Source organism: Nocardia sp. NPDC049526 (genome assembly GCF_044465765.1).
Lineage (GTDB): Bacteria > Actinomycetota > Actinomycetes > Mycobacteriales > Mycobacteriaceae > Nocardia.
Genome location: NZ_JBITMA010000011.1, coordinates 222,042 through 248,870 on the forward strand (window position 1 = coordinate 222,042; position 26,829 = coordinate 248,870).

At 64.9% G+C, this 26,829-nt stretch carries 25 protein-coding genes; 9 read left to right on the forward strand and 16 right to left on the reverse strand.

From position 1 onward, the window contains the following. Positions 1 to 18 precede the first annotated feature (18 nt). The 4 genes from ACIBW7_RS31775 to ACIBW7_RS31790 form a co-directional block, all read right to left on the reverse strand. Entirely contained in the window at positions 19 to 810 is a 792-nt protein-coding gene (locus ACIBW7_RS31775) for an RluA family pseudouridine synthase (protein ID WP_397052761.1), read from the reverse strand. A 332-nt stretch (positions 811 to 1,142) separates the two neighbouring features. Continuing rightward, entirely contained in the window at positions 1,143 to 2,150 is a 1,008-nt protein-coding gene (locus tag ACIBW7_RS31780; protein WP_397052763.1) for an adenylate/guanylate cyclase domain-containing protein, read from the reverse strand. Between the two features lie 100 nt (positions 2,151 to 2,250). Further along, positions 2,251 to 4,581, reverse strand: coding sequence for a galactose oxidase-like domain-containing protein (locus tag ACIBW7_RS31785; protein ID WP_397052765.1), 2,331 nt, complete (start codon positions 4,579 to 4,581; stop codon positions 2,251 to 2,253). Positions 4,582 to 4,648: 67 nt separating this feature from the next. Continuing rightward, positions 4,649 to 5,254: a PadR family transcriptional regulator gene (locus ACIBW7_RS31790; protein WP_397052767.1), complete on the reverse strand. Its 606-nt coding sequence runs from the start codon at positions 5,252 to 5,254 to the stop codon at positions 4,649 to 4,651. 113 nt (positions 5,255 to 5,367) lie between these two features. On the opposite strand from ACIBW7_RS31790, the gene ACIBW7_RS31795 reads away from it, so the two are divergent. Then, the gene (locus ACIBW7_RS31795; protein WP_397052769.1) at positions 5,368 to 5,823 is read left to right on the forward strand and encodes a hypothetical protein; all 456 of its coding nucleotides are present in this window, start codon (positions 5,368 to 5,370) and stop codon (positions 5,821 to 5,823) included. A 57-nt stretch (positions 5,824 to 5,880) separates the two neighbouring features. On the opposite strand, the gene ACIBW7_RS31800 is transcribed toward ACIBW7_RS31795, so the two are convergent. Beyond that, the gene (locus ACIBW7_RS31800) at positions 5,881 to 6,402 is read right to left on the reverse strand and encodes a hypothetical protein (RefSeq protein ID WP_397052771.1); all 522 of its coding nucleotides are present in this window, start codon (positions 6,400 to 6,402) and stop codon (positions 5,881 to 5,883) included. 273 nt (positions 6,403 to 6,675) lie between these two features. Between ACIBW7_RS31800 and ACIBW7_RS31805 the strand changes: the two genes are divergently transcribed. The 5 genes from ACIBW7_RS31805 (at position 6,676) to ACIBW7_RS31825 (ending at position 10,994) form a co-directional block, all read left to right on the forward strand. Further along, entirely contained in the window at positions 6,676 to 7,896 is a 1,221-nt protein-coding gene (locus ACIBW7_RS31805; RefSeq protein WP_397052773.1) for a cytochrome P450, read from the forward strand. Next, entirely contained in the window at positions 7,893 to 8,492 is a 600-nt protein-coding gene (locus tag ACIBW7_RS31810) for a TetR/AcrR family transcriptional regulator (RefSeq protein ID WP_397052775.1), read from the forward strand. The genes ACIBW7_RS31805 and ACIBW7_RS31810 overlap by 4 nt, the downstream gene beginning before the upstream one ends. A gap of 83 nt (positions 8,493 to 8,575) precedes the next feature. Beyond that, positions 8,576 to 9,559 (forward strand): aldo/keto reductase, encoded by a 984-nt coding sequence (locus tag ACIBW7_RS31815; RefSeq protein WP_397052777.1) that lies wholly within the window; start codon positions 8,576 to 8,578, stop codon positions 9,557 to 9,559. 490 nt (positions 9,560 to 10,049) lie between these two features. Continuing rightward, positions 10,050 to 10,382: a hypothetical protein gene (locus ACIBW7_RS31820; protein ID WP_397052779.1), complete on the forward strand. Its 333-nt coding sequence runs from the start codon at positions 10,050 to 10,052 to the stop codon at positions 10,380 to 10,382. A 93-nt stretch (positions 10,383 to 10,475) separates the two neighbouring features. Then, positions 10,476 to 10,994 carry a hypothetical protein gene (locus ACIBW7_RS31825; RefSeq protein WP_397052781.1) on the forward strand — a complete coding sequence of 173 codons (519 nt, stop codon included), beginning with the start codon at positions 10,476 to 10,478 and terminating at the stop codon, positions 10,992 to 10,994. Positions 10,995 to 11,079: 85 nt separating this feature from the next. Here the strand turns inward: ACIBW7_RS31825 and ACIBW7_RS31830 are convergent, their stop codons facing one another. The 3 genes from ACIBW7_RS31830 to ACIBW7_RS31840 all read right to left on the reverse strand — a co-directional run bounded on the left by ACIBW7_RS31830 (position 11,080) and on the right by ACIBW7_RS31840 (position 12,568). After that, a complete protein-coding gene (locus ACIBW7_RS31830; protein WP_397052783.1) occupies positions 11,080 to 11,298 on the reverse strand; it encodes a hypothetical protein in 219 nt (72 codons plus the stop codon). A gap of 139 nt (positions 11,299 to 11,437) precedes the next feature. After that, positions 11,438 to 11,878, reverse strand: coding sequence for a hypothetical protein (locus ACIBW7_RS31835; RefSeq protein WP_397052785.1), 441 nt, complete (start codon positions 11,876 to 11,878; stop codon positions 11,438 to 11,440). A 156-nt stretch (positions 11,879 to 12,034) separates the two neighbouring features. After that, a complete protein-coding gene (locus ACIBW7_RS31840) occupies positions 12,035 to 12,568 on the reverse strand; it encodes a cupin domain-containing protein (RefSeq protein WP_397052787.1) in 534 nt (177 codons plus the stop codon). Positions 12,569 to 12,794: 226 nt separating this feature from the next. Here ACIBW7_RS31840 and ACIBW7_RS31845 point away from each other — a divergent pair, with 226 nt between their 5' ends. Then, on the forward strand, positions 12,795 to 13,742 hold the full coding sequence (locus ACIBW7_RS31845; RefSeq protein ID WP_397052789.1) for a helix-turn-helix domain-containing protein: 948 nt from the start codon (positions 12,795 to 12,797) through the stop codon (positions 13,740 to 13,742). A gap of 240 nt (positions 13,743 to 13,982) precedes the next feature. Here the strand turns inward: ACIBW7_RS31845 and ACIBW7_RS31850 are convergent, their stop codons facing one another. Genes ACIBW7_RS31850 through ACIBW7_RS31865 form a run of 4 tightly spaced genes read right to left on the reverse strand, consistent with a single transcriptional unit; the run spans position 13,983 to position 17,078 of the window. Beyond that, positions 13,983 to 14,870, reverse strand: a complete 888-nt coding sequence (locus ACIBW7_RS31850; protein ID WP_397052792.1) for an ABC transporter substrate-binding protein — start codon at positions 14,868 to 14,870, stop codon at positions 13,983 to 13,985. A 27-nt stretch (positions 14,871 to 14,897) separates the two neighbouring features. After that, positions 14,898 to 15,662, reverse strand: a complete 765-nt coding sequence (locus tag ACIBW7_RS31855; protein ID WP_397052794.1) for an SDR family NAD(P)-dependent oxidoreductase — start codon at positions 15,660 to 15,662, stop codon at positions 14,898 to 14,900. A 29-nt stretch (positions 15,663 to 15,691) separates the two neighbouring features. Beyond that, on the reverse strand, positions 15,692 to 16,426 hold the full coding sequence (locus ACIBW7_RS31860) for an SDR family oxidoreductase (RefSeq protein WP_397052796.1): 735 nt from the start codon (positions 16,424 to 16,426) through the stop codon (positions 15,692 to 15,694). Between the two features lie 31 nt (positions 16,427 to 16,457). Next, the gene (locus tag ACIBW7_RS31865) at positions 16,458 to 17,078 is read right to left on the reverse strand and encodes a TetR/AcrR family transcriptional regulator (RefSeq protein WP_397052799.1); all 621 of its coding nucleotides are present in this window, start codon (positions 17,076 to 17,078) and stop codon (positions 16,458 to 16,460) included. A 533-nt stretch (positions 17,079 to 17,611) separates the two neighbouring features. Here ACIBW7_RS31865 and ACIBW7_RS31870 point away from each other — a divergent pair. After that, positions 17,612 to 18,856: a cytochrome P450 gene (locus tag ACIBW7_RS31870; protein ID WP_397052801.1), complete on the forward strand. Its 1,245-nt coding sequence runs from the start codon at positions 17,612 to 17,614 to the stop codon at positions 18,854 to 18,856. 252 nt (positions 18,857 to 19,108) lie between these two features. On the opposite strand, the gene ACIBW7_RS31875 is transcribed toward ACIBW7_RS31870, so the two are convergent. Next, positions 19,109 to 20,254, reverse strand: coding sequence for an ice-binding family protein (locus ACIBW7_RS31875; protein WP_397052804.1), 1,146 nt, complete (start codon positions 20,252 to 20,254; stop codon positions 19,109 to 19,111). 1,043 nt (positions 20,255 to 21,297) lie between these two features. Here ACIBW7_RS31875 and ACIBW7_RS31880 point away from each other — a divergent pair. Continuing rightward, complete coding sequence (locus ACIBW7_RS31880; RefSeq protein ID WP_397052828.1) at positions 21,298 to 22,935, forward strand: cutinase family protein; 1,638 nt, start codon at positions 21,298 to 21,300, stop codon at positions 22,933 to 22,935. Positions 22,936 to 23,103: 168 nt separating this feature from the next. Here the strand turns inward: ACIBW7_RS31880 and ACIBW7_RS31885 are convergent, their stop codons facing one another. From ACIBW7_RS31885 to ACIBW7_RS31895, 3 genes are all read right to left on the reverse strand, one after another. Continuing rightward, positions 23,104 to 23,958, reverse strand: a complete 855-nt coding sequence (locus tag ACIBW7_RS31885) for a class F sortase (protein WP_397052806.1) — start codon at positions 23,956 to 23,958, stop codon at positions 23,104 to 23,106. Positions 23,959 to 25,004: 1,046 nt separating this feature from the next. Continuing rightward, entirely contained in the window at positions 25,005 to 25,157 is a 153-nt protein-coding gene (locus tag ACIBW7_RS31890; RefSeq protein ID WP_397052807.1) for a hypothetical protein, read from the reverse strand. 355 nt (positions 25,158 to 25,512) lie between these two features. Next, positions 25,513 to 26,070 (reverse strand): hypothetical protein, encoded by a 558-nt coding sequence (locus ACIBW7_RS31895; RefSeq protein WP_397052809.1) that lies wholly within the window; start codon positions 26,068 to 26,070, stop codon positions 25,513 to 25,515. Positions 26,071 to 26,829: the final 759 nt, after the last annotated feature.

Genomic DNA, 26,829 nt, shown 5'->3' on the forward strand with positions numbered 1-26,829 from the left:
TGTTGGGCCGGGCGAGGGCTATTCGGTTGGCGGGGGCGGGGATTGGGCGGTGCGCAGGAGGTTGTCGGCGTGTTGGAGGAGGGCGGTGGCATCGGGGGTGGGGTGGAGAGGGTGCCAGAAGTCGGGGGTTGGGGTTGCCTGGAGGGTGAGGGTCGGGGGCGTGCGCCAGGGGGCGGCGAGGGCGAGTTGCCAGGAGTGGAGGTAGGTGCGGTCGTATCGGGCGGATTTGTCGAATAGGGGGTCGCCGACGATGGGGTGCCCGATCCAGGCCAGGTGTACGCGGATCTGGTGGCGGCGGCCGGTGATCGGGCGTACGGCGAGCACGGTGTGGGTGGCTGTGCACAGAACCGTTGTGAACTGGGTTGTCGACGGATAGTTCTTGGTGGCCAAGAGATCCGCGTCATCGACGAACCAGCGACCGGCCTGCTCGCGAATGGATTCGCGGGGCGCGGCGATTCGCACGCGGTTCTTGCGGCCGACACTGAGCGGCAGTTCGATGACGCCGTGATCGGGCAGGCCGGTCGACTCGACGATCGCCAGATAGGCCTTCTCGGCCGTCTGCTTATTGAACTGCCTGGTCAGCTGCCCGTGCGCACCCAGCTCCTTGGCCAGCAGCACCAGTCCGGAGGTCACCTTGTCGATCCGGTGCACCGGATACAGCGTTTCCCCTACCGCGGCGGCCGCCTCGACGATATCGCTGTCGTGCCGCTCCCCGGTTACCGAAATCCCGGCGGGCTTGTTCAGCGCCAGCACCGCCGCGTCCTCCTCGATAACGCAGCTCTTCCGCAACTCGGCCCACTCGAACTCCACCGGACGAGCTTAGGTCGTGGGCCACCGTGCCTGCCTTTGTGGCGCAGCGTGTGGCGACGCAGGCGGTGGGCTTGGGTCGTGGGCCACGGTGTTTGTTTTTGTGGCGCAGCGTGTGGCGACCCGGGCGGTGGGCTTGGGTCGTGGGCCACGGTGTTTGTTTTTGTGGCGCAGCGTGTCACGACCCGAGCGGTGGGCTTGGGTCGTGGGCCACGGTGTTTGTTTTTGTGGCGCAGCGTGTGGCGACGCAGGCGGTGAGCTTGGGTCGTGCGCCACCGGTATTTGCCGTCGCGGCGCAACGTATGGAGACGCAGGCGGCGCCCTCAGGTCGTGCGCTATCTGTACTTGCCGTTGCGGCGCAGGGTGTGCGGGCGCAGCCGGTTGAAGCCGCGGACGCGTACGCTGCGCAGATTGCGGATATCGAACTCCGGATTGCCGTCCAGTGCCGCGGCGGCCTCGTCATCGACGAGAACGGTGCCGGGTCGAGCGACGCCGGTGAGCCGGGAGGCGATATTGACCACCGAGCCGTACAGATCGCCGAAGCGCTGCAAGACCGGTCCGTATGCCACGGCGACCCGCAACTCCGGCGTGCCGCCGACCATCATCGTGCTCTCCTGGATGGCCAGCGCGATGCGGGCCGCATCCGTTGGATCCTCGGCCGCGAACATGACCTCGTCGCCGACATTCTTGATCACCCAGCCGCCGTTCTCGGTGATCGCGGCGGTGGTGGTGGATTCGAATGCCTCCAGCAGCATGGAGAGTTCGTCGGGGTGCAGATGCCTGGTGAGCCGGGTGTAGCCGACCATATCGGCGAAGCCGACCGCCAGCTCGCGCACCGCCTCGCCCGCCGTGGTACCCGGATCGAGGGAACGGGCCAGGGCCGCGGCGAGATGGCGGCGCCACGCGTAGGTATTGAGCTGTTCGAGCGTGGAGATGGCCGCCTCGGTGGCGGCACGCGCGATTTCGGCTGGATCGGTGCCGGGGGCGGCCGCGGCCATCCGAGCGCTGATTTCGGCGAGCACCACATCGACCTGCCATTCGGCCAGTCGTGCCATGCCCTGGCCGAGGGTGCGTGCGGTCGCGGCCTGCTGACGGGAGTCCGCCGAGGCGAGCACATCGAGTGCGCGGAAATTGCGCACCGCGGCGATATCGGCGTCGGCGTAGTCGACGGCGGTATCGTCGAGACCGGCCGGGAAGCCGAGCGCCATCCACAGCCGTTTGGTCAGGTCGGTGGTCGTCCCGGATTGTTCGGCGACCTGGGTCCGGTTGTAGCGGCGCGGTCCGTCGAGCAGATACGACTCCACGACCGACTCGACCAGCTCGGATATCTCGGTGGGAACCATGATCGGTACCTTACGGGTCGACCGGTCGCCCATGGCGGCAACGGACCAGGGGGCAGTCACCGCCACCGTCGTCGCGGTCCGGGACTGTGATCGGTCACAATCAGCTCAGGTGCAGCCACTGTCCGGTCGACGGCACGCCCTGGTCGGTCACGACGAACACCAGATACCAGCCCGGCGGCGCGAGTGCCGGATTCGAAGGCAGCGTGATCGTCACGGAATCCGGTGCGGTGCTGGTGAATTCGAGATCTATCAGGCGTTGCTCGTTATCGGAGGAGTGGGTGCACGCCCCGGGCCGGACGAGATTCACCTCGCGCAGTGCCGCGGTGGTAGTCGCGGTGACGGTCGCGCCGTAGGCGACGGTGTCCGTCGCGAGCGCGAGCTGCGGTCGCTCGCCTTGGAAAAGATAAGGCGGCCAATAGGTTTCTATGCGCAATTCCTCGGTCTTGCGTGCCGGATTCGAGCCGGCGGTGATCACCTTGCCGTCGGGGGTGAGCAGGGCGACGGAGTGGTACAGCCGCGGCACCCGACAGGGCGCGGTGTGCATCCAGGTACCCATCGCCGGATCGAAGATCTCGGCGTGCGGCGGCGCGTCGTGCGCCATCTCCTCCATACCCGAACCGCCGGTGGCCAGCACCGTTCGGTCCGGGAGCAGCACCGCGCTCAGATGCATCCTGGCATGGTCCATCGGCGGCGCCGCCTGGTATTCCGGTGTGGCCGAGGTCAGATCGACGATTCTGGTATCGGCCAAAGCCGGTGCGGGACTGTGCATGTCGTATCCGCCGCCACCGAGAATCATGACCCGCTGTTGCTGGGCGGGTGGCAGCAGCACACTCGCCGACTGATTGCGGGAACCCGGATCGGTGAGACCGGGCACCTCGACGGTTGCACCGGTCGCCGGATCCCAAATCGACGGCCGCATGCCGTTGTTCGCACCGTATTGGCCGCCGGTGTAGAACAACCTGCCGTCGGCGAGTAGAACGAGATGCCCGTACATCGGGATCGGACCGGGAGACGGCAGCTGGGACCAGGTTTCGGTGCCGGCGTCGAAGAGTTCCGGAATGACGGATAGGAAGTTGTCGGCACCCAGACCCGACACCGCGACGATATTGCCGCTCGGCAGCGGCGCCAGCGCCGGGTACCAGCGTCCGAAAGCCATGTCCGGCTTGGTATTCCAGGTCAGCGTCGCCGGATCGAAGATCAGTGCGTCCTTCAGTCCGTAGAACGGGTCGTAGCGTTCGGTGCCGCCCGCCGCGAGCAGCCTGCCGTCCGGTAGGAACGCGTGTCCGACGCAGAACAGATCGATCGGGGTTTCGGGTGCGCTCAGTCCCGGTCGCGGGTAATGCCAGACGCGCGTGCGGAATTCGTGGGCGTCGTGGCGGTCCGGATCGTTACCGGAACCGGCGAAGAACAGCACGTCACCGGTGTGCAGTACGGCGGCGTGCACCGGGTTGATCTCGGTGCCGAAATCGAGAATGCGCCATAAGCCCATATGTGGTGCGTGCGTCAGATCGGTCTCCAGTTCGAGCACGCGCACATAACCGGCATTGACGCCATCCGGTGCGTCGATGGTGAAGACCACCAGTTCTGGAGGTGTGCCGTCGTGCGGCAGCAAAGCCAATGCCGCGCCTTGGTTTTCGGCGAAACCCCACTCGGTCTCGGTCCACACGCTCCAGCCGTCGACCGCATGCCCGGAACCTTCCAGGCCCCAGCCGATGGTGTACACACCGGTATTCACACCCTCGGGGTTGTCCACCGCGAAGACGATCAGTTCCGGCCTGCCGTCGCCGTCCAGATCCGCGGCCGTGATGCCCGCGCCTTGGTTCTCCCAGCCGTACCAGTCCGGTACCGCCACCCACGGCGTCCATTCGCCGACCGTGCCGTCCGCGCTCAGTCCCTTGGCCAACCGGAACTGTCCGCTGTTCTGGCCCGGCGGATTGTCGACTGCCAAAACGACCAGGGTGAGCTGCCCATCGACGGACGTGAGGCAGATATCGGCACCCTGGTTCTCCCAGCCGTACCAATCCGGCACTGCGATCCACGGCGTCCAGCCGCCGGTCACTGTGCCGTCCTCGGCCAGATCGCGCCCGATCCGGTAGCAGCCCTGGTTCTGGCCGGGTGGATTGTCCACGACGAACACCACGAGATCAGGTCGGCCGTTGCCGCTCAGATCGCCGATTGCGATGCCCGCGCCCTGGTTCTCCCAGCCGTACCAATCCGGCACCGGCAGCCACGGTCCCCAACTCTTCGTCGAGCCGTCGGGGGCCAGCCCCATGCCCATCCGATATGACGCGGTGTTCTGACCATCCGGATTGTCCACCATGAGTACGACGACATCCAGGGCGCCGTCACCATCGATATCCGCGATCGCGATCCCACAATCCTGGTTCTCCCATGCGAACCAGTCGGGGACCGGAACGAATTGTCCTGCCACGCAATACATCGTCGCCCCGAACGCGCCATCTTGCGCGTCGTATGCCGAAGTTGTCCGATGATGTGGGTTATGGCTGCTGGTACGGCAGTAGGGATTCCCTGGACCAGGTGAGGGTGCCCGCGGCCAGATCGGCGATAACGGCATCGAGCCAACGCAATTCGGCCTCGGTGACCGCGCGCTGGTACTCGTCCTCCAGCATCACCACCCTGGGCAGCTGCATCGCGGCGGCTTGTTTCGCATCGGCATCCATCTCGGCGAGCTTGGCGCGCACCGACTTTGCCCGCCGCTGCAATTCCGTGCGAGCGCCCTCGGGTCCGAGCAGCATCAGGAATGACAGCGCCGCAGGGAATTCCGGGTACTCGTTGCGCGGTTCGCCGATCATCTCGGCGAGCCAAGTCGCGCAGGCGGCGCGGCCGGCATCGGTGATCTCGTAGACGGTTCGCTCCGGATATTGCTGATCGCGGCCGGTTTCGCGGACCGTGACCAGTCCGGCCTCCTGCAGCCTGCCGATCGTCTTGTAGAGCGCGGCGCGCTGGGTGACATTGACGACCTTGTCCTTGCCCCACTCCTTGATCCGCCGCTGGATCGCATAGGGGTGCATCGGTTCCAGATGCAGGATGCCGAGCAGCGCCATCGCCAGGGGAGAGCGCTTGAACTGCGTCGATGCCGTCATGCCGCCATTCTAGTGGTGTCCCGACAACTAGGTTCATACAAACTAGTTGCAAAGAAACTAGTGTGTATGCCACTATTGGTACACCAGCGGAAGCCGCCCGAAAGGATCGAAAAATGACCGCCAAGACCGCCGCCCGCATCCACGTCGACCACGAGACCGCCAAGCGCCTCGGCAACTGGACCGATGCCGACACTTTCGACATCACCGCCCGCTACGGCAGCGTGGTGATCGACCTGCGTTCGCCGCGGATCACCGGCGAGATCGTTGTCCACGCCGATCTCGACCACGCCATGGTGAAACTGCTCGTTCCGGACGACGCCGTCATCGACCAGACCGAACTGCACTGGACCGGCCGCGGCCGGGTGAAGGATTTCGCGCGGCCGCAGGTCGCCGCGGGTCGCGTCATCCGGCTCACCGGCACCAGCAACCGCAGTGAATTCCGGGTGCACCGTGCGGGTATCGCCGTGCTGTCGGCAATGTTCTCGCGGGAGTTCTTCGAGGATGTGCGCCGGGCGCATCGTGAAGGCGTGCATCCGACCGTTGCTGATCCGGCCAACGCGCCGCGTTGATCGGCATCGATTGCCGAAACCGTAGTGCCCCGACCATTGGTTGGGGCACTTGGCATTTCAGGTTCGGTCGAGACCCATCGTCAGATACTTCACGAAGAATTCGTTGTTCAGCGCATAGCGGGAACGCCGCTGCCGAATCAGGGCGATGGCGTCATCGACCGAATGCCCGAGATCCAGCAGCGTCTGCGCGACCACCAATCCCGAACGGTTGTATCCGTACTGGCAGCGCACCATGACGCTGCGGTCGGCGCGAACCGCCGCGGCGGCGATCCTGGCCAATTCGCGCGCCGCCGCCAGCTGCTCGGCATGCAGCGCGGCGTCCGGAATCGCGAGGTGATGGTGTTCGACATCGGGTCCCGGCCCGTACCCCTCGGCCTGGAACAGGCTGATCACCACATCGAATTCGATCCCGACGATCGCGGGCACCCGCGCGCCGTCGGCATTTCCGTAGTGATGCCCACCCATCCACAGCTGTGGCACGATCTCGTTCCACGGCGCATCCGCATCTGGTGTCTTCATCCTGGGCGGCCGGTCCCACTGCACCATCATTGCCTCCCCGCGTTTCGGCCCAGCTTCCACGGTACCGCCCTCCTTGCCATGGCAACGGCTCGAGAAAACGTACGGGCGCGGGCGGTTTTGTAATTACGACGCCAGATAGGCCTGCCCGGAAGTCTGGCAATCTTCGAGTGAACGAGGACCTACGAGTGATGCGAATCCAGGTATGCGGCTTCATCGCCATGGCAGCGGCGCTGGCAATCCTGTTCATCGTGGTGGCGGTGTTGCCGGTGGTAACTCTGCGCCGATGTAGAACGCGTTCTAGACAGATCTGGCATTCTGTCTTACTCTCGGATCATGACGACAGAGTTGTCTCACCGCCCGCATTTCGAATTGAGATCCGCGGAGACTTGGTGCGACCCGTGGCAGATGTATGCCGAACTGCGCGCGCACGACCCCGTGCATCACGTTGTGCCCCAGGATGATCCGGCGAGCGACTACTACGTCCTTTCCCGCTATTCGGATGTGCACGCGGCGGCGCGGGACGTCGCGACCTTCTCGTCGGCGGGTGGTCTGACCGTCGACTACCGCGACCTCGGCGAGATCGGGCTGCCCGAACCGCGGCCGTTCGTCTTCACCGATCCGCCGGATCACACCACCTTCCGCAAACAGGTCATCAAGGGTTTCACGCCGCGGCAGGTGCGCTCGGTCGAACCGCAGGTACGTGCGTTCGTCGTCGAGCGGTTGGAGCGGCTGCGGGCGGCGGGGGAGGGCGATATCGTCGTCGAACTTTTCAAGCCGCTGCCGAGCATGGTGGTCGCACATTATCTCGGTGTGCCGGAACCGGATCGGCCGAAATTCGACGAGTGGACCGACCTCATCATGACCGCCTCCGCGGGCGGCAGTCCGCTCGATGCCCAAGAGGCCATCGGCGAATTGATGCAGTACTTCACCCATCTGATCGAACGCCGCCGCGCCGAACCCGGTGACGATACGATCTCGCATCTGGTGGCTTCCGGCCTCGGCGCTGATGGCGACTATGCGGGCATCATCTCGATTCTCGGCTTCGCGTTCACCATGATCACCGGCGGAAACGACACCACCACCGGCAATCTCGGCGGTGCGGTGCAATTGCTGACCGAGCATCCGGATCAGCGGCGGCTGCTGATCGACAATCCGGCGCTCATCCCGGACGCGGTCGAGGAGTTCTTGCGGCTCACCTCGCCGGTGCAGGGTTTGGCGCGAACCATGGTGCGCGACATCGAGATTCATGGCGCCACCATTCCAGCCGGACGGCGCGTGCTGCTGCTGTACGCCTCGGCCAACCGGGACGAACGCGAATTCGGTCCCAATGCAAGCGAACTCGATGTGCTGCGGCGGCCCAAGCAGATCCTGACCTTCAGTCACGGCAACCATCACTGTCTCGGCGCGGCCGCTGCCCGCATGGTCGCGTGCGTCGCGCTGGAGGAACTGCTTGCGCGCTGCCCGGATTTCGTCGTGGATATCGACCGTGTGCGTTATGCCCCTGGCAGCTATGTGCGCTGGCCGGATCGTGTGCCGTTTCGGGTGACCCAATGATGGCAGCGGGTGGCGATTCGATGCGGGGTGGGCCGGGCGACTGGTTGCGCCCCAAGCGCGCCGATATCGCGGCCGAGCAGATTCTCGATGCGGCCGCGCAGCTGTTCGTCGAACGCGGGGTCACGAACACCGGGATGGGCGATGTCGCGAAGGCTGCGGGTTGCTCGCGCGCCACCCTGTATCGCTATTTCCCGAACCGGCAAGCGTTGCGAATCGCGTTCGTGCACCGCGAAGCTCGTCGGGTCGGCGCGGCAGTTGCCGAGCGGACTCGCGGGATCACCGATCCGGGTGAGCGCATCGTCGCGGTCATGCTCGCATCACTGCGCGAGGTCCGCGCCGACCCGACTCTGATCGCGTGGTTCACCGCGGGCGACGCGGGCCTCGCCAATGAAATCGGTCAATCCTCCGAGGTCATCGAGGCCATAGCGGCCGGGCTGCTGCCGCCGACGGCCGATCAGGGCGGCTCCCGGCTGGCCCGCTGGTTGGCTCGTATCATCATGTCGCTGCTCACCGCGCCCGGTCGTGACGAGGCCGATGAGCGGGTCATGCTGGAGCAGTTCGTTGCACCGGTCGTCATGGGTGCATTCGCGAACTGACCGAACCTCTTGCACTTGACTTGGAGCGCACTCCAGGTCGTAGCGTCGACGACGAGATCGTCGACCGAGGAGGAGAGCCCCGCATGATTCCGACCAGGAAGCTCGGCCAGTTGACCGTTGGTGCACAGGGTCTGGGCTGTATGGGCATGAGCCAGGCCTACGGCGTGCGCGATAACGACGACGAATCCATTGCCACCATCCACCGTGCCCTGGATCTGGGCGTGACGCTGCTCGACACCGCGAATGTCTACGGCCCGGAGACCAACGAGCGCCTGGTCGGCAAGGCCATCGCCGACCGCCGCGATCAGGTGGTGCTGGCGACCAAATTCGGCATCGTGTGGGGCGAGGACGGGAGCATGGGCGCCCGTGGCGACGCCGAATACGTCAAGCAGAGCTGTGACGCTTCGCTGGCCCGGCTCGGTGTCGACCATATCGACCTCTACTACCAGCACCGCGTCGATCCGAATGTCCCGATCGAGGAGACCTGGGGCGCGCTGTCCGAGCTGGTGCAGGCGGGCAAGGTGCGTTACCTCGGCATCTCGGAGGCGTCGGCGGCGACCATTCGCGGCGCGCACGCGGTCCATCCGGTGACCGCCCTGCAGAGTGAATGGTCGCTGTGGACAAGGGATATCGAGGCCGAGGTGCTGCCGACCTGTCGTGAGCTCGGCATCGGCATCGTGCCCTTCTCGCCGCTCGGCCGAGGCTTCCTGACCGGCGCGATCACCTCCACCGCAGATCTGCCCGCCGACGATTTGCGCCGCCGGCTACCGCGATTCGCCGAGGGCAACCTCGACAGCAACCTCGCCATCGTCGCGGCGCTGCGCGAGCTGGCCGCCGAAAAGGGCATTACCGCAGGACAATTGGCGCTCGCCTGGGTGCAGAGCCGTGGCGACGATGTGGTTCCGATTCCGGGCACCAAGCGCCGCGCCTACCTCGAGGAGAATGTCGCCGCCGCCGAGATCGCGCTGACCGCCGACGATCTCGCCCGTATCGATGCCGCCGCACCCGCCACCGCCTTTTCCGGCGCACGCTATCCGGAACACCTTGCCAAGGCCGCCGGTCGCTGACATCTCGCACACCGTCCGCGGACCTCGCATAGCGACTCACCGCATGAAACGCCATGCTCCGAATGCGAAGGTCTGCGACTGCGGCTATTCGTTGGGAGGTACACCCATTACGAGGCGGACCAGGGTGCGGGGGAAGCCTTGGAGGCGTTCGGGGGGATAGTGGGCGGGGTCGCTGATTGTCAGGTGGCCGAGCATCTCGGCGACGGTCAGCACTTCGGTCGGTTCGACGCGGTTCGCGATGTCGCCACTACCGCCTCACCTCCACCGGTTCATAGTGGCAGATCTTGTAACTTGTGTGGAATCGGTTCGACCGCACGACTTTCGGTGTCGAGAACATTCGTTCCTGTTGTATTCGGCGGGGGAAATTGCTACGGTTGCGTTGTATTTGCTGCGAGAGTGTGCGGTGGTGGGCGCCAACGACGGTAGCTGCTCCCGGCCTGTACGGATCGAGCGTTAGAAGTTCTGGTACCCGACGGAACGAGGCAAGTCGATGAGGCCGACGCCGACCGCGATCGGATACCTTCGTCAGGACCTGTCGGGCGATGCGATGGACTGGGACATTGCCCAGATCCGCAAGTTGGCAACCCGATACGGATATGACCTCGCCGAGATCGTGCGGCTGGAGGGCGCGGGCACGCATATTCTCGCGGCATTGTGCGAGGTCATCCGCAAGACAGACGCGGAAGCGGTGATCATGCCGAATCTCGCGCATTTGGACGATCGACCGGAAGAACTTGTGCGGGCGTGTGACGTTATCACCGTCAATCCGACCAATACCTATGCCCGACGTGCATATCCCGGGGAATGCGTGTGGGCTGATTAGCCCGTCGTCGGACGGGCCGTCTACGATCTTCGCGTTTGCTTGTCGTCAGCTGCTCCATCAGATCAGTTCGATCAAAAGGAGAAGGTATTCGTCATGGCAATTTCTCGGAAGATCGCCACAGCTTCGGTCGCTGTCGCCGCACTCGCCGCCGCATTGGTCGGCACCCAGCAGGCCGCGGCCGATCCGATTGCCGGCGGCTGCTCCGGCGGCCAATTCAGTTACAACACAAGCCCGCTCGGGATGTCGGTCGCACCGACCACGGCCACATGGATCGGCAATCTCACCGGTTGCACGGGCGCACCCGCGTCCGAGGCCACGGTCAGCGGCACCTTCAGTGGAAACGGCAGCTGCAACGGTGCCGACGGTCAGATCGACGGCAAGGTCAACTGGTCCAACGGTGTGGTCAGCCGGATCAGCGGGCCGTGGCATGTGCCGGGTGGTGTCGCCAGGTCGATGTCCAACACCGTGACCATCACCGATGGCCCCGGTAGGGGTGGCCAACTGGTGGTCGAACAAGGTCCGATCGGCAATGCCGTGGCAATGGCGGGGGCGTGCATCGCGGGCAATCTCCGCAATGCCGACGTGCCGATCCTCGCGGTGCGTTTCAACTGAACCGATGAACAATGACGGGTACCGGGCCATGCGCCCGGTACCCGTTTTTCAGATACTTGCCAGCGACTGGTCCGCCGGCGCAAGCTCAGAAGCAGTAGGGGAACTTGCAGGTCGAGGGATCGTTCGGGCCGAAGATAATGGCGATCAGCCCGTTGATGACGCTGTCTGCAACGCCCGATCCGGTGCTGATCGCCACCTCCTGTGCCGTAGCAGGCTGGTCGGCAGCGGTGACCTCGGCCGACGCCGTCGCCGGTGCGCTGATCAGGACCCCGGCCGTGACCGCAAGCAGAATCTTCCGAATCATATTGCTACCTCTCGCTTTTTGGCTGACTACAACCGGCAGCCTATCGAGGACGTCGAGGGTCGCAGTCCCCCAGCGGTGGGCACGCATTCGGTGCTCGACTGGCAGGTGAGTGAAAACGGTGTGCGGCGAGAGCCGGTCCTCACATGGTATGCCGACCGGTCGAGCCGCGAAATCTGTATTGCCGCGGCGAGTCGCGTGCGGGACAGATGCGGGCGCGGTGGTGGTCGAAGTTGTCCGCACCGGTGCGTTCGGCAGCATGCCGCGGGTGGAGCAGGTGGATGACACGCTGATCGCGGACCTCGGCATGAGAGTTCTTGTGCCAGCCGAACGGCATCAGATGGACCCGTTCGCCGAGTTCTTCCAGGCGTTCGGTGAGCTCGGAGAGTAAGTCCAATACATCGGCGATATGTGACAGGAGATCCAATCCGGTTGTCGTACGGGATTGTTCGGCGCGGGTCGTCAACTGAGCGAATCCGTTGATGACGATGTATGCCGCGTCGGTTTCGGTGGCAATCCGCCGGACGATTTGGGTGGCCGCTGCGCCAAGCGCGAGATCGCCGCATTCGACACCGACCGTCAAGACGAGGCAGTCGAAGAACTGTCTCGTCGTCCCGACCTCCGACGGTGCGAGTTCGACAGCGCACGCATTCGCCGTGGTGGGTGCGTATCGGAATGTGCGGCAACGACTGGTGTGAATCCTCATGGTCGGTCGCTCACGATCGGCGGACGGTTCCGGTCAGCGGGCACCGCACAGGGTGTAACAGAAGACGAACGGCTCCGTGCCGTCGTTGAACCAGCCGTGAGCGGAGCCGTTCTGCACCACGCAGTCACCAGGGCGTAGCCGCACGTCGATCCCATTGTCTGTTCGCATCCGGCCCTCGCCGGACAACACGACCACGAAATCGACCGTCGGGGTGGTGTGCATTCCCGGCCGAGTCGCATCGAAGGTGGCCATCATCCCGGGCAGTTTCGCGTCCGCCTCGGCAATGGCCGCTTCCATGGCTGAGGCGGACACATCCGCGGGCGGCTCATAGGACAGCCCCGCGGGGATGGTGATATAGCCGAAACGCAGCCCGCTTGGGCCTGGAAAGTAGGTACCGGTCACAGCGGTGGGCACGGTGGTCACCGGCAGCGCGGGAACCTCGTCCAATTCCCACATGCGGTGCACCGTCGCCCCGGGTAGTAAGGCGATGGTGATCGGGTCGACGTTCTCGTCGGACAGGATCCGAGTTTCGCCGGAGTCGTCGTGGCCCATGACTACCCTGCGCATTGACACACCTTTCGCTCGACGCGTTGCCGTGCTTCCTCCCATGGCAACACCTAGTCACGGTAGGAGCGGCGCGCGTGCCCCACTTGCCGATGGACGCAGGAAAATTGCCGCCACGCGCAAGGTTCGCCGGAGTAGTTCGGTGCCCGGGTGTTCAGGAAACGCCTTATTCTGTGCGCAACCACTCGTGCGCTGCGTGTTCGCGGGTGCAAACGTAGGGAGGCGATACGTGGATGACCGAGCCGTATTCGTCGAGTCGGCCACTACACGCGCCGTCACGCCCGAGGAACGCACCGACTACTGGGCCGAGCTGATCAATTCCTACCAATGCCGTCTGGGATATGCCTTCCAGCGCGGACGTGACTTCCACGGTCGCACAACGCTGCACCGCACCGGCACCTATCAGCTCGTCGGATGGGAATCCGACGCCGTGACCTACTACCGGACCGCCGGACACGTGCACAACGACTCCGACGCCGACTACCGATTGCTGCTGCCCATCAGCGGAGAGATCGTCTTTTCCCAACACGACCAGCAGGCGCGCATGCCACCCGGTGCCGCCGGTCTGGTGACCATCGACCAACCGTTGGCGTTCTCGCAGGACGATGGCGCCCAAGGGCTGCTCATGACCATCCCGCGGCGACAGATCGATCATCGCCTCGCCGGCCAGGCGCCACCGGCCCGGCCGCTGGACCTCACCGCAGGACTGGGCCGGGTGGTCGGCGATCTCGCTACCGGATTGTTCGCCGAGGGCGCCACCCTTACCGGCCCGCAGTTCGACGCCGTCGCCGAACGGTTGGTCGAGCTGCTGTGCATGCACATCGTCGGCGACTATCCCACCGCACCCAACCATCTCGACGACGTGGAATCGGCTATCCGCCGATACGTCCGCACCCACGTCGAGGATCCGAACCTCACCGGCATCACCATCGCCCATGCCCTCGGCTGGTCCCTGCGTCAAATCCAGCTCGCACTCCAGCACGCCGGCACCACACCGCGCGAACTCATCAAGGAAGAACGCCTGCGCCTCGCCCATCTGCGTCTGCGGAATCCGGCATACCGGCACTGGAGCATCGCCGACATCGCCCTGGGACTCGGCTTCGGCTCGGCAAGCGCCTTCAGCACAGCCTTCCGTCAGCGCTTCGACGCCAGCCCCCGCGACATCCGTCAGGGTTGAGCAGGATAATTCGAGCGCAGGTGAGCGCCTGCGAAATGGTCCGTCGCCCGACAGCTACGAGGCCAACGAGGTCTGGATCGATGCCACCGCGGACTCGGACGGCAACGCGACCGGCACCGTAGACAAGTACTGGGGGATCGCTGCGAACCAGCACGCGAATTCGGTGGTGATCCATCTCGACGACAGCGCCAGCAGCAGCGTGCGTGACCGTGCCGTTCCAGCCGCTCGGTGGTTGAGCGGCTACGCTGCGGACTGCTCGGCTGGTTCGGTGTGGTAGATATCGGCCACTTCGGGCACGGTGGCCACGCCCAGTTCCTCCGCCACGCTCGATATCGCCTGGGTCGCGACGGACGGATCGTGGCGGCCGTCAGCGGTGAAATACGGTGCGACGTAGCGTTCGTAGTATTGCCGGGCCTCGGTCTCGGCGAGGCTCGGGATGAGGCCGTTGACGTACCGGACAGCGAGATCCGGCTCGTCGTGGATGGTGCGCAAGGCCCGGCGGTTGGCCCGCACCAGTGCCCGAACCGCCGGATCGTCCGTCGCGATGTGAGTGCGGTCCACAGCGATGCCCACCGTGGGGATCCGGAAGTGGTCCCCGACGAAGGCGAGCAATCGCAGGCCGTTCTGGCGGACCGTGACCTCGGGCGCCAGGGTGCTGCCGACGAACGCCGCGTCCAGCGAGCCCTCGGCGAGCTCGCGCAGGTGGCGGCTGTAATCACCCGGTCTCATGACGACCGACCGGACATCGTGGTCCGGATCCAGCCCGTGTTTCCTGAGCATGATGCGGGAGAAGCAGCCAGGCGCGGTGGTCGGCGGGTGGATGCCGATCCTGCGGCCCTTCAGCTCCTCGACCGACGCGTAGGCGTCGCGGGCGAGCAGCCAGAACAGCGGCCGGTCGGTGTTGACGCACAGTACCGTCCACGGGATGCCGTCGGTCACGCGCGACAGCACCGCCCGGCCCAGACCGATCGTGGCGGTCCGCCGGACCCGTTCGCCGTCCCAGGCGCATCCGTCGCGTAGCGCGACGTGGACTCCCTCCTGCTGGTAATAGTCCTGCTGGTCGGCGACGTAGGCGACCAGCTCCTCGTGGATTCCCAGGCCGACATAGGTCAGGTCGATGGTGCGCACGCGCGGCCTCCTTTCGGAAAAGTCCGGTCAGTCCATGGCCATTCCGCCGTTGACCGGCGCGGTGATGCCGGTGATGAATCCGCTGTCGTCGCCGGCGTAGAAAGCGACGGCCCGGGCCACGTCGTCGGGGGTGGCGATGCGGCCCAGTGCCGTCTGGGCTGCCTGGTTCTGCTGGTGTGCCTGCTCGAGGACGGCGTTGACGATGGTGGTCTCGCCCACCGGCCCCGGCGCGACGACGTTGACCGTGATCCCTTGCGGCCCCAGTTCCTGCGCGACGTAGCGGGCGAACTGGCTCAGGGCTGCCTTCGAGGTGCCGAGCGCGATCATGCCCGCACGCGGTCGTCGGCTCAGCACGGTGCCGAGGTAGACGATCCGGCCGTAGCCGCCCTTGGTCATGCCGGGGACGACGGCCTTGGTCATCAGGAAGGCAGCGCGCATTTCCTGTTCGAGTTTGCCGCCCAGTTCGTCCCACGAGATCTCGTCGAACGACTTGACTGCGTACGGGATCAGGGCGTTGTGGACCAGGACCTCGACCTCGCCGATGGCGGCCCGGATCTGCTCGACCATGTCGCGCACGGCGGACTCGTCGCGCACGTCGGCCTGCACTGCCATTGCCTGGCCGCCGGCGGACACGATCGACGCGACCACGTCATCTGCCTCGTCGCGGCTGCTGCGGTAGTTGACGACGACCCGCATCCCTCGCGATGCGAGCAATCGGGCAACGGCCGCGCCGATCCCTCTGCTCGCGCCGGTGATGAGGGCGATCCTCCCCTCTTGTCGAAGGTTCGTCATGTCTGCCTCCGAAGAGTTCGTCTGGTGGGTCAGCGTGACCGCAGCCAGTCCCGGAAGTGCGTGGCGGCGAGGTGGGCACCTTCGGGTGTGGTGAGCACATCGCCTTTGACCGCGGCGAACAGGCCGGCGGTCTCGTCGGTGACGACGCGGCGGTTGTCGCCGGTCACCTCCAGTGTGATGCGGCCCAGCTCGTCGAGCGGGAAGACTTCGGGGCCGCCGATATTGCGCGTGCCCCGCAGCGGAGCACCTGCGGCGACCTCGGCGACAGCGGCCGCGACCTCGGCGGAGCTGATGGGCTGAATCGCAGTGGCGGGCAGGCGCACGACATCACCGTCGGTGGTCCAGTCCAGCGACGCCACCACGAATTCCATGAACTGCGTCGCGCGCACGATCGAGTACGGGATCGGACCGGCCTCGACCAGGTCCTGCTGCAGGGTCTTGGCCCGGTAGTAGACGAGGTCGGGCACCTGGTCGACGCCGACGATCGACAGCGTCACGATGTGCCGGACGCCCGCCGCCTGCGCTGCGGTCAAGAGGTGGGGCACCGAGGTGCGGAAGAAGTCGAGGGATGCCTCGTCGAAGGTCGGCGAGTTGGCCACGTCGACGACGACCTCGGCGCCGCGTAGCGCCTCGTCGAGCCCGTCGCCGGTAAGGAGGTCGATGCCGGTCGAGCGCGAGTGCCCGGTCGCATCGTGTCCGGCCGCGGTGAGCTTCTGTACCACCTGGGAGCCGATGAGTCCGGTGCCGATGACTGCGATTTTCATGAGATGTCCTTTCGGTAGAAGTCGGCCTCTGTCACGAGCCTTTCTCTTGTTCGATCCCGGGGCGGATAGCCCCGTAGAGCACTGTGTCGACGGTCGTCCGCAGCAGATCGGCCGCACTGCAGTCGAGTTCGCGTGGTAACTGCGAGTTCAGCAGCCGCTCCACCGCGCCGCGGGTGATCTCGCCCAGCAGCTGAGGCGGCGCCGACAGCAGTCCCCGCCGGTGCCCATCCCGGAACAACTCGTCGAGCCGCTGGTAGACCACTGCATCGATCCGCTGTTCCACGTGTCGGCGTAGCACCGCATCGCCCCGCCCGGTCGCCAGTTGAGCCGCGCCGATCCGCCCGAGCTCGCTGCAGGCCGCTAACAGGAACCGCTGTACCTGCTCATCGAACGGCTTGCCCTCGGTCTCCGCGGCCGCCGCCATGAGCGTGCGCTCCACTGCTGCGAACTGCCGGTCCAGCACCGCGGTCATCAGGCTGTGCTTGTCCGGGAAGTGGCGGTAGATCGTCTTCTTGCTCATCCCGAGCTCACGGGCCAGCTCGTCCATGCTCACCCGCCCGGTGCCCGGCGCGAGGAACAGCCGCCCGGCCGCGTCGACGATCACCTCGGCGCGCCGCCGGTCGGAAACTGAGGAAACTATTTCGGTTTCCATAGTTTCCATAGTCGGCCGCCGCTTGCGCGCTGTCAAGACACGGTCCGGTAGGACGGGTCGGTGATGTCGCGGGTGCCCTGGAGGTAGCCCCGGTCGGTGAAGAATGGTGATTGCAGCACCCTGGCGTCGGCGGTGCACCTGATCTCGACGGTGGATCGTCGTAATGCGATGCGTCAGTGGCCGTTTCGGCGTTCGAGCCGGTCGAGGTAGCGGCCGCTGACGAGTTGTGCGGTGCGGCCGTCGATGCCGAGTCGGCCATCGCCCGCGCCGCCACCACCGCCTAACCAGTAACCACCATCGGGCGCCGAACGATCGGCATCTCTCGTATCTCGTACGAGACTCAGCTCTTCGTCGAATCGATGAGCCCCGCGGGCTGCCTTCTACACGAGCATCGTGCACGGTCCGATGTGGCTGCGCTGCGGGAATGCGCTGCTCGAGGGATCATTTACCGAGGTCTGCGGGGAGCTGATCGGCCGTCGTTCGACCGGAATCCGTGCGCCTGGCTCCGCAGATATATGTGGGAAAGGTTTGCTGTGACAGGTATTTTGGCGGCGTTGGACTTTGATCCGCGCTTAGATGAGTTCGATCCGGCGCGACCGGAGGTGATCAGAGATCCCTACCCGTGGTTCGACCGGCTCCGTACGCTGGATCCGGCTCATCGCGGTATCAACGGTCTGCGATTTCTCACCAGGTTTGCTGATATCGATCAGCTGCTGCGCGATCACCGGACCTTCGTGCGCGGCGACTTCGCCGATGTATTGGCTCGAAATTTCGGACAGAACAGCCTGAACGATGTGATGGGCCGGTTCATGTTCGCGCTCGACCCACCCGATCACACCCGGTTGCGGCGTCTGGTCGCGGGATCGTTCACGCGCGAGAAAGCCGAGCGGCTGCGACCGAGGATGCGGGAGTTGGCGGCCGAACTCCTCGACGAGGCTGTGGCCCGGGGCGGTCACACCATTGACGTCCTCTCGGAATTCGCCTACCCGCTGCCGTTGCAGGTGGTGTGCGAGATTCTCGGGGTGCCGCCGGAGGATCGGGAGATGCTGCGCTCATGGACCAATGACATCACTCCGACCGTCGACTTCGTCCTCTCGGACGAGGTTCGGGCGCGGGGTATCGAGGCGGCCGCCTTGTTCAAGGGCTACTTTCTCGCCCTGATCTCGTTGCGACGCAGGCACCGAGGTGAGGATCTGCTCAGCGAACTGCTGAACGCAGAGGAGCAGGGTGAGCGGCTCAGCGAGCGCGAACTCATCAGCCTTGCGGTGACGCTGCTCATCGCGGGGCACGAGAATGTCACCAACCTCGTCGGCAATGGACTGCTTGCGTTGTTGAGGCATCCCGGAGAACTCGAGGCGGTGCGCCGGGAGTCGGGGCGGGTCGCCGATGTTGTCACCGAGACGCTTCGGTACGACTCGCCGGTGACCTATGTTCCGCGGCAGACCGCGAAGGCGACTCGGTTGGGAGACGTGGACCTGGCCGCAGGCGAGTCGCTGGTCGCGCTGTTCGGTGCTGCCAACCGCGACCCCGAGAAGTTTCCGGACCCCGGGGTGTTTCGGTTGGATCGGCCGCACAATGCCGAGCATCTCGACTTCGGCCGCGGCATCACCTACTGCCTGGGCGCACCGTTCGCCATTGTGGAGAGCGAGGTTGCGTTCGAAACGCTGCTCACACGACTAGGCGATTTCGGCCTGGCGATCGAAGAGGACGAACTGACCTGGCGGCCGACGATCTGGGCTCGAGGCCTCGAGCGGCTCCCGATTACCGTTGCCGGTTGAGTCTGCGCTGGTACAGGGCCAAGACCTCGGCCCGGCGTCGAGCAACACCCGCACCGTGTCGACGCCACTGAACTGGGCCGCGCCCTGGGCGATCGGGAACCCCGGCACCGTGAACGCTCGATGATGGCCACCGTGTGTGACGGGACACTGCCACATACGGTGGCCGGGAGGTGAAAACCCTCCCGGCCACTCGTTGGAGCACCTTTCGCTGTCTACCGGTCCACAATGCCGGAAAACGGCGAATTGCCCAGACTAGGCAGTACCACCCCCACCCGTCTCCGGAGACCCTTCGGGAACGTCCCCGCCACCGCCGGGTCCTTGCTCGCCGGGTCCTTGCTCGCCGGGTCCCTGCTCCTCGGGTCCTTGCTCGCCCGGTCCTTGCTCGCCGGGTCCTTGCTCACCTGGTCCACCCTGCTCGCCCGGTCCACCCCCACCCGGTCCACCCGGAGCACCGCCACCGGGAGCACCGCCACCGGGAATCGGAATGGGGATGGGAATCGGGATTGGGATGGGGATGGGGAGAACTCCGACACCGCCACCGACACCACCACCGCCACCGCCACCGGGGAGACCGGGAATAACTCCGCCGCCGGGGGGGATGGGGATGGGGATAGTTGTCACCGGCGTTGTCGGCGGTGCTGTCGTCGTTGTCGTTGTCGGCGGTGCTGTTGTCGTTGTCGTTGTCGGCGGTGCTGTCGTCGTGGACGTCGGTGGAACAGTGCAGTTGGGTCGGGTGATCCTGTTGTCGTCCAGGGTGACCGAGCCGTTCCGTGCCAACAGCCGTCCCTCCACGATGGTTCCGGTCTGCGCCGAGATCGAGGTCAACGCCATGATGGTTCCGACGAAGGTGGTGTTGGTGCCCAGTGTCGCGGAGCTACCCACCTGCCAGAAGACGTTGCACGGTGAGGCCCCGTTGATGAGGGCGACCGTGCTGTTGGATGCCGTGATCAACGTAGATCCCGCTTGGAAGATCCAGACCGAGTTGGGATCGTTTTGCCCATCGAGGGTGACTGTCCCGGTTAGGCCCATGGGGCCCGCCGTGTTGTACACCCCCGCGACCAGTGTTTGGCCGCCGAGATCAGGGGGAGCGGCGGTGGCGGGACCGCGACCCGCGGCATCGTTATATGCCGTAGTCAGATCTGTTTGCGCTTGCAACGCCACCGCGTCGGCAGCGTGGAAGGTTCCCGTTCCGGGGGTAATAAGTCCCGGCGGAAACCCGGTAGTCGCACTCCCCGGGCTGACCCCCACATCACCGGCGATGATCGTAGGCCCCGTGTTGGTGACCGTCTGGCCCGCCAATACCGCGAAGGACGCGGCTGTCCCCAACCCGACAGGGGGCTGGGCCGCCGACGCTATCCCATTGAATATCAACAGGACTGTGGCGGTCACAACCGTCACGGCAGCGATGATCAATCGTCCGACCGGACGCGCCCGGGGCGAGTTGGACGGCAATGTCACTGGTTTCCCTTCGCCGTTGAACGGCACACGTGTGAATGTCACTGTCTGTCTTCGATGCAGCTGGGATGCGTGGATGGGTCGATCCGTCGCGATTTGCCCATCGCTGTTCTAGAAGCATCCAAACCGCCCCGACCACGTCGATAAGTCGAAGCCAGAAATTAACCCATCCAGGGTCGGCCGACTTACGAAGTACCTTTCGATGCCGATGCCGATGCAGCGGGGCGTGGGCGATGCTCGCGTCAGTTTGCTTGCTACTGAATCGGTGTCACGGTCGAGTCTCGCCACGGAAGTATCAGCGGTTCGCAAATACAGTGCGCGATCCCTCTTCTGGCGGCCGACCACGCAAGCGCCCTCGAGGCCCGTCCTTGGGGGCACCACCGATCACCAAACAGGAAGAGGTTAAACAAACATGGGCGGTCTCATCAGCGGTCTGCTGCCGATCGTGGGCAACCTTCTCACCGGTGTTGTCAGCGTTCTGGTCCACTCGCTGCTCTGACACGAATGTTTGGTTGCGGTCCGGCCCCCGACATCTCGAAACAGTCGGTCGGGGGCCGGGCCGCGAACAATTCGCTACGCCCCCATAGATAGGTGATCAACCGACCGAGAGGCTGTTCGAATGATCCTCCAGCCCGTAATCAACCTCGTCACAGGACTTCTCGCCGTCGTGGGAGACACCCTCCACTTTCTGACCGGCGGCCTGCTCTAGGGGTTATGGCAACCGCAGCGGGATGAACGTGAAGTGCGGCAAGTCCAAGTAAAAGCTCGAGTCTGTGAGAGGTCAGATCGTTGTGTCGAGGAAGATAGCTCGTGCACTCGCCGTAACCGGCGTGTGTGCCGTCATCGCAGCGACCGGCGCCGTCGTCGCCCAACCCTCCTCCGCTGCTCCGGAATTCGATCCGACCGATTGCCCGGCCCTGTACACCCTCGGTGTTCAGGGCACGGGACAGTCCTCTCTCAGCGCCTCGCCCACTGTCGACACCGGCATGCTGTCGGGCGTTTTCGCGCCATTGCTCGCCAGCGTTTCGAAGCCCGGAGCGGTCGATCGCGCATACGTGCCCTATCCTGCGGCGTTCGGCGGGATCGTGCCCGGCGCTGCCACGCCGCCGTACGCACAATCCGTCTTCGCCGGACTCGACGAGTTGCGCAGCATGGCGCGCGCGATCAGCAATAGATGCGAGAACACCAGCCTGGCTTTGCTGGGGTATTCACAAGGGGCGCACGTTGTTTCGTTGTTCCTGCGGGAGGTAGGGCTCGGATACGGTGTGGTGGCACCGGACAAGATAGCTGGCGCCGCACTCTTCGCCGACCCGACCCGTGACCTGGGGGCACCGGTGTTCCCCGGCGCGCCGGGACAGCGCACACCCGCCCCCGCGCCCGGCACCGACCGAACAGCATTAGCGGGGCTGCCACCAGTTGCGCAGACGATGCCAGCGGGCGGTGGCATCGGACCACAACAAGACATCGCCGCAGACTTCGGCGCACTCACCGGACGGGTGGCCTCGTTATGCGTTGCAGAAGACCTCGCCTGCGACGCACCCGCCGGCACACCGATACTGCACGCGTTGACGAACATCATCGGCCAGGCACTGCTATCCCCACTCGACCCATTCACCGTACTGTCCTCAATCATTCAAGCCGTTGTCGCGACAACCGTGAAGACCGCCGCCGCCGTGGTCAGCCATGACGTGGAGGGCAACACGGTCGAAACACTGACGCTGACGTCCGAAAGGACGCTCAGTCAGCGCCTCGCAGAAGCCTCGGACCCGCGGGTGCCGGTTTACGGTCCCGACGCGCAGGCGGCATTGCTCAAAGTGGCTACAGTCACGCTCAATATTTTGCTCGCCGTAGTAGGAGTGACACTCGAACCGAGCGAAGTCGCCGAAATTCTCAGCGTGGGCGAAAATCAACCGTTGGACGGCATCGCCCTTCTTACAGAAAAGATTACTGGCCCGCGATTCCCATCGGAGCCGATCGAATCCGCCGGGAACCTGGTGACGCAAGCGTTCGACGCGGTCGCCTTTGCTGTCGCAGACAACGCCGCGCTCCTCGAACCCGCAACGTGGGCGAGATATCAGGACGTTGTCGCACGCCACGGCGCCTATGTATGGGAATCCGTCACCGAAACCGGCCAGACGCCCACCCAATTCGTCGCGGACTGGTTTTCAGCGCTGGCACGCAGTCTCGCCACCCGGACAGGCTCCGCCGCCGGTGCGAAGGCTTCCGCCGCACCGAGTGTTCCCAGTCGGCCTATGGATCCGCATCAGGCCGTAGCGCCAGGTGATGCATCTGCACCGTTGAGCCAGGCCGCCGAACCAGCTACGGCCAAATCCGTGCTCCTGCATCGCGCACCGCTCAAGCGCATGTCAGCATCCGTTACCGCTGACCAAGCCGACACCGCTATGTGGGATTGCGCGTGGATGCTCCTGATGTTCCTGGTTTCGTGGCGACTGCTTCGACATCGGCTCACCGCTGGCGATGACGCCGGTGTCGGATCCAATTTTCTTGCCGGGTCCGCGAACTCAGCCTCGAACATCGCCAGCTGGTATTGGAGCGCGCCGCCGATAGCCGCAGCAATCGGAGCCATGTCGATTATCGCGGTGTCGGCGCGCGAACTCCTGTAGGGGATTTCGACAAATCGCCATTTTGCAGTGGTGGTGGGTTGGCCGTGGCGCCGGGTGGACCCACCACAGGAAGATCAGCACCGTGTCCCGCTCCCGCGACAGCCTGGCGCGCAGTATTCGCGGTCGAGACGCCCTCATCGACCAAGGCGGTTGCTGTGTCCGGCTCTCTTATGGTGGGCCAGCGGGCGGCGGGGTGATGCCCACGAGCGCGGTGTAGACCACCACGTTGGACTGATAGCTTCTTATGGTGTGGTCGAATTCGCCGCCACACGTCACCAGTTGCAGCGCGCTGTATCCGCGCGAGTCGTAGACCTCATGGCTTGGGAACTGTGACTTCAGATAGGTGGCTACTGTCTGGACGAGAAAGTGAGCAACCGATCGGTCCGCTCTTGTCACGTGGACCTCGTCCCCGGGGTGCAGTGATGATAGTCGGTAGAAGACCGCGGGCCCGGTGTAGGAGTCTACGTGTCCCAGGATGACCGCGGAGCCCATGTCTCCCGGTGGGGGCCCGTATCGGTACCAGCCCGCTACCTGAAAGTCTGTCGGAAGTTCTACGGTGCGATCAGGATTGAGGCCGAGCTCGGAGAGCGGTCCATCCACGGCGATAGCTGGGATGTGTAGTTCCACAGGGAGCGATTCCGGGAGCGCGGCAGGAGCCACGGTACCGAAGGCGGTCACGGCGGCATGGGGGGCCGGGGCCAGGTTCTCGCCTGGGCACAGTCGAGCGATCGGACTCAGTGCCGCGAGAAGTAGCAGAATGCTCGCCGCTGTCCGCAGGTGCCTCGACGACACCGGCGAACTGCGTCCTGGACTGCGCGCTCGTGCTTCAGTCATTCCGGTTCCGGCCGGGCTGCGGTGGGGCCCTGACGTCGCAGGCGGTGCTGTCTCGGGGCCGCTCTGACCACCTTCACCTCTGGGCCCACCTGGACCACCGGGGCCTTGCGGTGGTAGTTCCGGAATCGGTGGGCCGGGCCCGCCGGGCGACCCTGGAATGACCGATACAGCACGAAATGACGAGCTCATAGGAACTCCTCGACAGATAGAATTTGTCCCTGAGCCTCACAGGCAATCGTGAATGCGAGCGGATCAGTTCTATTGCCTCGGCAACCAGCGAAGTACTTATGGCACTCGACGCGTGTTACTACGATATTACCCTTCTAGACTGTAGCTCCTAAATAAACTTTAGGTTTGGGTGGTCGGTATCGAAACTAAATGTGATGCATTTATTAGGCGGCCGTAGCAGCCATGGGTGGGTGATCGGCCGAAAGTGGCGCGGCCCCTCTGTCGTCGGACTCGCATTGAACCAGGTGACCGGTCGGTTTTAGTGGGGCGAGTCGGGGCGAGATCAGGAAGTTCTGGTGGTGACGTCGAGTGATCCGCCCGCCGAGCCTGTGGTGGCAGCGAGGACAAGGGGCGCCGGGCCGAGCAAGGCCGACTATCGTGGGCGCGAGAACAGGCGATCTCCGCCGGGGACGCGGATTCGGACTGGTGTCCGACAGCGCGAAGCCTGTAACACCGTCGGCTCTCGAGGTGGCCTCATGCACGCCATAACGGGGGTTCGCCAAGTCACCGGTGAACCTTCCTGATTTGGGTTAATTCGTCACCGGCCGGTTGTTCGGCGCGGTGTGCATGGTGGTCGGCTTCGTACTCGACAGGTGGTGTGCGACCGAATCAGTGCATGAATCGGCTGGTGTTGTACCAGTGGATCCGAAATCCGACCCTACGAGGCCAGAGGTACCGGCGGCGCGCGCCCGAATCATGTTCTGTCTGTAGTTGATTCACGGGATTGGCCAGCGGTGCCGGGCGATGGGAGGCCGTAGGAGTTGCCGCCGCCGTAACCCTTCGCGCCGGGCGGCCCTCGCGGCCCCTCCGGACCGTACTGCTGCGGACCTGGCGGACCGGGCGTACTGCTGCGGCCCGTTCGGCCCCGCTGGCCCTTGCGGACCGGGCGGCCCCGGTTTGCCTCCGCCGTACCCGTTCCCTCCGTACCCGCCCCCTCCTCCGTACGGCTTCGGGTTGTACGAGTCGCCGAACGGTGCCGGCAGGATGTAGTCGGACGCGCCGCCCTGCTATGACTCTGGGGCCGCGCCATAGAAGTCGCCAGCCGCCTGGGCGGGCGCGCACAGCGCCGCCCCCAGCACACCGGCCACAGCGAACCCACCGACGGTGACGCGGTAGACCATGGTGGACCGCCTCTCATCGAAAGCGATACGACCGATCAACCGGCACAGCGTAGAAGTGGCATCTGCGCCCAGCCCGGAACCTCCGATCACGCGGCGACTTCGCGTTACCGGTCGTTGGTGCTGTCCGGCTGTGACGACAGGCGTTAGTTGTCACCAGCAGTGGCGGCCGACCGCGGCGTTCGGCAAGTGTTGCAGGCGACAGTTGTCACCGATTACAGGTTGCTCCTGTCACCGAAGGCAAGGCTGCGATTACCAGCACACCGCCTGCTCCAGCACGGTTGGACGGCCCCGGAGGAGTGTTCCGGGGCCGTCCTAGGTGCCGGGCTGGCTCTTCCCGCCGCCCGGGGTTCTTCGCTGCTGCTGCGGCGCGGCCGGGTGGGCCCGGCGGCGTTGATCACCCCACGATCTGACTCCACCCGTTCGTGAGGTAACGCGTCAGGTCGTTGAAAAATCCATCAACCTTACCCACCTGCGCGGAGGGGTCGGAGCGTAGCGATTCCAGGAATTTCAACTCCTGCTGCCCCACGTCCTGCAGGAGGTCACTGGTCTCAGTGAATACAGAGAGGATGATTTGCCGCAAGTCGGGGTGCTCCTGGCCGATGCTCCTGAGCTTCGCGATGGCCGCGTCTTGCAGCTGGTTGAACTCATCTCTACTGTTCGTTTCCAGTTGGTCGATCGCGTTGTTGAAGTCGTGGTCATCGATGTCGCCAGCGAGGTAGCGCTGGGCGCCCGAGGCCCCGCTGGCTCTGGCCTGATTGAGCTGGTCCAGGGTGCCGTTTTCGGAGGGCTCGAGGGCATCTTTGACCTCTTGGGGGATATCCGCCGCCTTGACCCCGGGAGGCGCAGGGATGTGAGTGGACCGATCCGCCGAACCTATGTCTTTGCCGCCGCTGTGGCGCTGGGCGATGGTATCGAGCAGGGCGGTGAAGTTCTGTGCGTCAGTTCTGGTCATTGCCCCTCCAACAGATCGCGCGCGAGAAATTGCATGACGCGAACCCGGCCAGATCACTGAAAATCCCGGGCCGTGTCGGCTGAGCCGGTCGACAGGTCGCTGTATCCGACCCACACGGTGGCTCCCGCAAACTCATCCGTTCCCAAACATAGGGTACGAGCGCCTCCCAGGGGCATGGATCACCTCTTAGCGATGAAAGCCGGGATGTCGAGAACCGATCGTTTAGAGACGAGTGCTCCGCGCCTGATTTCGGCGAGGTTCTGAGACTCCGCGACCTGGGATCTCTTCCACTGGCAACGACCCGGGCCAGGGTGTCTCGAAGCCCTGGTTTCGAGACAGGCTGGTTGTGCAGGTGATCTGTGACATCGAATCCAGACGAAGGCCAACGCCACCACGATCGAGCGGCAGTCCGCACAGACGAATTCCGACACTCGCGCTCGGTCGGTCGGCCACCGGTCCACCGCACGTCTTCTACGTGCGGGGGCGGTGAGGAGCGTTCGCGAGAAGAGTCACACTAAGGGCAGGGTGGGGTGCGGTGTAGAGCGGTTCAGGTTGTGGCGCACCGTATCCCAGTCCTCGCGTGTGGCCGGCCGAAGAGTGTTACGGCTCGAACGGCACTCTGTCGGCTGAATCTCGTTCAGTGCGTTGGGCCGGAAACATCCTTGAATCCACAGTACCGGCACGAATGCGGGGGTACAGTCGAATTCCCTTGTGTAACAGCCGATCTTAGGTGCGTGTTCATGCGGACGTGGCGACATT

Excerpts from the sequence above, each read along its gene's own strand:
- ACIBW7_RS31780 (WP_397052763.1), bottom strand. The coding sequence starts at position 2,150 with ATGGTTCCCACCGAGATATCCGAGCTGGTCGAGTCGGTCGTGGAGTCG.
- ACIBW7_RS31790 (WP_397052767.1), bottom strand. The coding sequence starts at position 5,254 with ATGACGGCATCGACGCAGTTCAAGCGCTCTCCCCTGGCGATGGCGCTG.
- ACIBW7_RS31795 (WP_397052769.1), top strand. The coding sequence starts at position 5,368 with ATGACCGCCAAGACCGCCGCCCGCATCCACGTCGACCACGAGACCGCC.
- ACIBW7_RS31805 (WP_397052773.1), top strand. The coding sequence starts at position 6,676 with ATGACGACAGAGTTGTCTCACCGCCCGCATTTCGAATTGAGATCCGCG.
- ACIBW7_RS31810 (WP_397052775.1), top strand. The coding sequence starts at position 7,893 with ATGATGGCAGCGGGTGGCGATTCGATGCGGGGTGGGCCGGGCGACTGG.
- ACIBW7_RS31815 (WP_397052777.1), top strand. The coding sequence starts at position 8,576 with ATGATTCCGACCAGGAAGCTCGGCCAGTTGACCGTTGGTGCACAGGGT.
- ACIBW7_RS31820 (WP_397052779.1), top strand. The coding sequence starts at position 10,050 with ATGAGGCCGACGCCGACCGCGATCGGATACCTTCGTCAGGACCTGTCG.
- ACIBW7_RS31825 (WP_397052781.1), top strand. The coding sequence starts at position 10,476 with ATGGCAATTTCTCGGAAGATCGCCACAGCTTCGGTCGCTGTCGCCGCA.
- ACIBW7_RS31830 (WP_397052783.1), bottom strand. The coding sequence starts at position 11,298 with ATGATTCGGAAGATTCTGCTTGCGGTCACGGCCGGGGTCCTGATCAGC.
- ACIBW7_RS31840 (WP_397052787.1), bottom strand. The coding sequence starts at position 12,568 with ATGCGCAGGGTAGTCATGGGCCACGACGACTCCGGCGAAACTCGGATC.
- ACIBW7_RS31855 (WP_397052794.1), bottom strand. The coding sequence starts at position 15,662 with ATGACGAACCTTCGACAAGAGGGGAGGATCGCCCTCATCACCGGCGCG.
- ACIBW7_RS31860 (WP_397052796.1), bottom strand. The coding sequence starts at position 16,426 with ATGAAAATCGCAGTCATCGGCACCGGACTCATCGGCTCCCAGGTGGTA.
- ACIBW7_RS31865 (WP_397052799.1), bottom strand. The coding sequence starts at position 17,078 with ATGGAAACCGAAATAGTTTCCTCAGTTTCCGACCGGCGGCGCGCCGAG.
- ACIBW7_RS31880 (WP_397052828.1), top strand. The coding sequence starts at position 21,298 with ATGCTGTCGGGCGTTTTCGCGCCATTGCTCGCCAGCGTTTCGAAGCCC.
- ACIBW7_RS31885 (WP_397052806.1), bottom strand. The coding sequence starts at position 23,958 with ATGAGCTCGTCATTTCGTGCTGTATCGGTCATTCCAGGGTCGCCCGGC.
- ACIBW7_RS31895 (WP_397052809.1), bottom strand. The coding sequence starts at position 26,070 with ATGACCAGAACTGACGCACAGAACTTCACCGCCCTGCTCGATACCATC.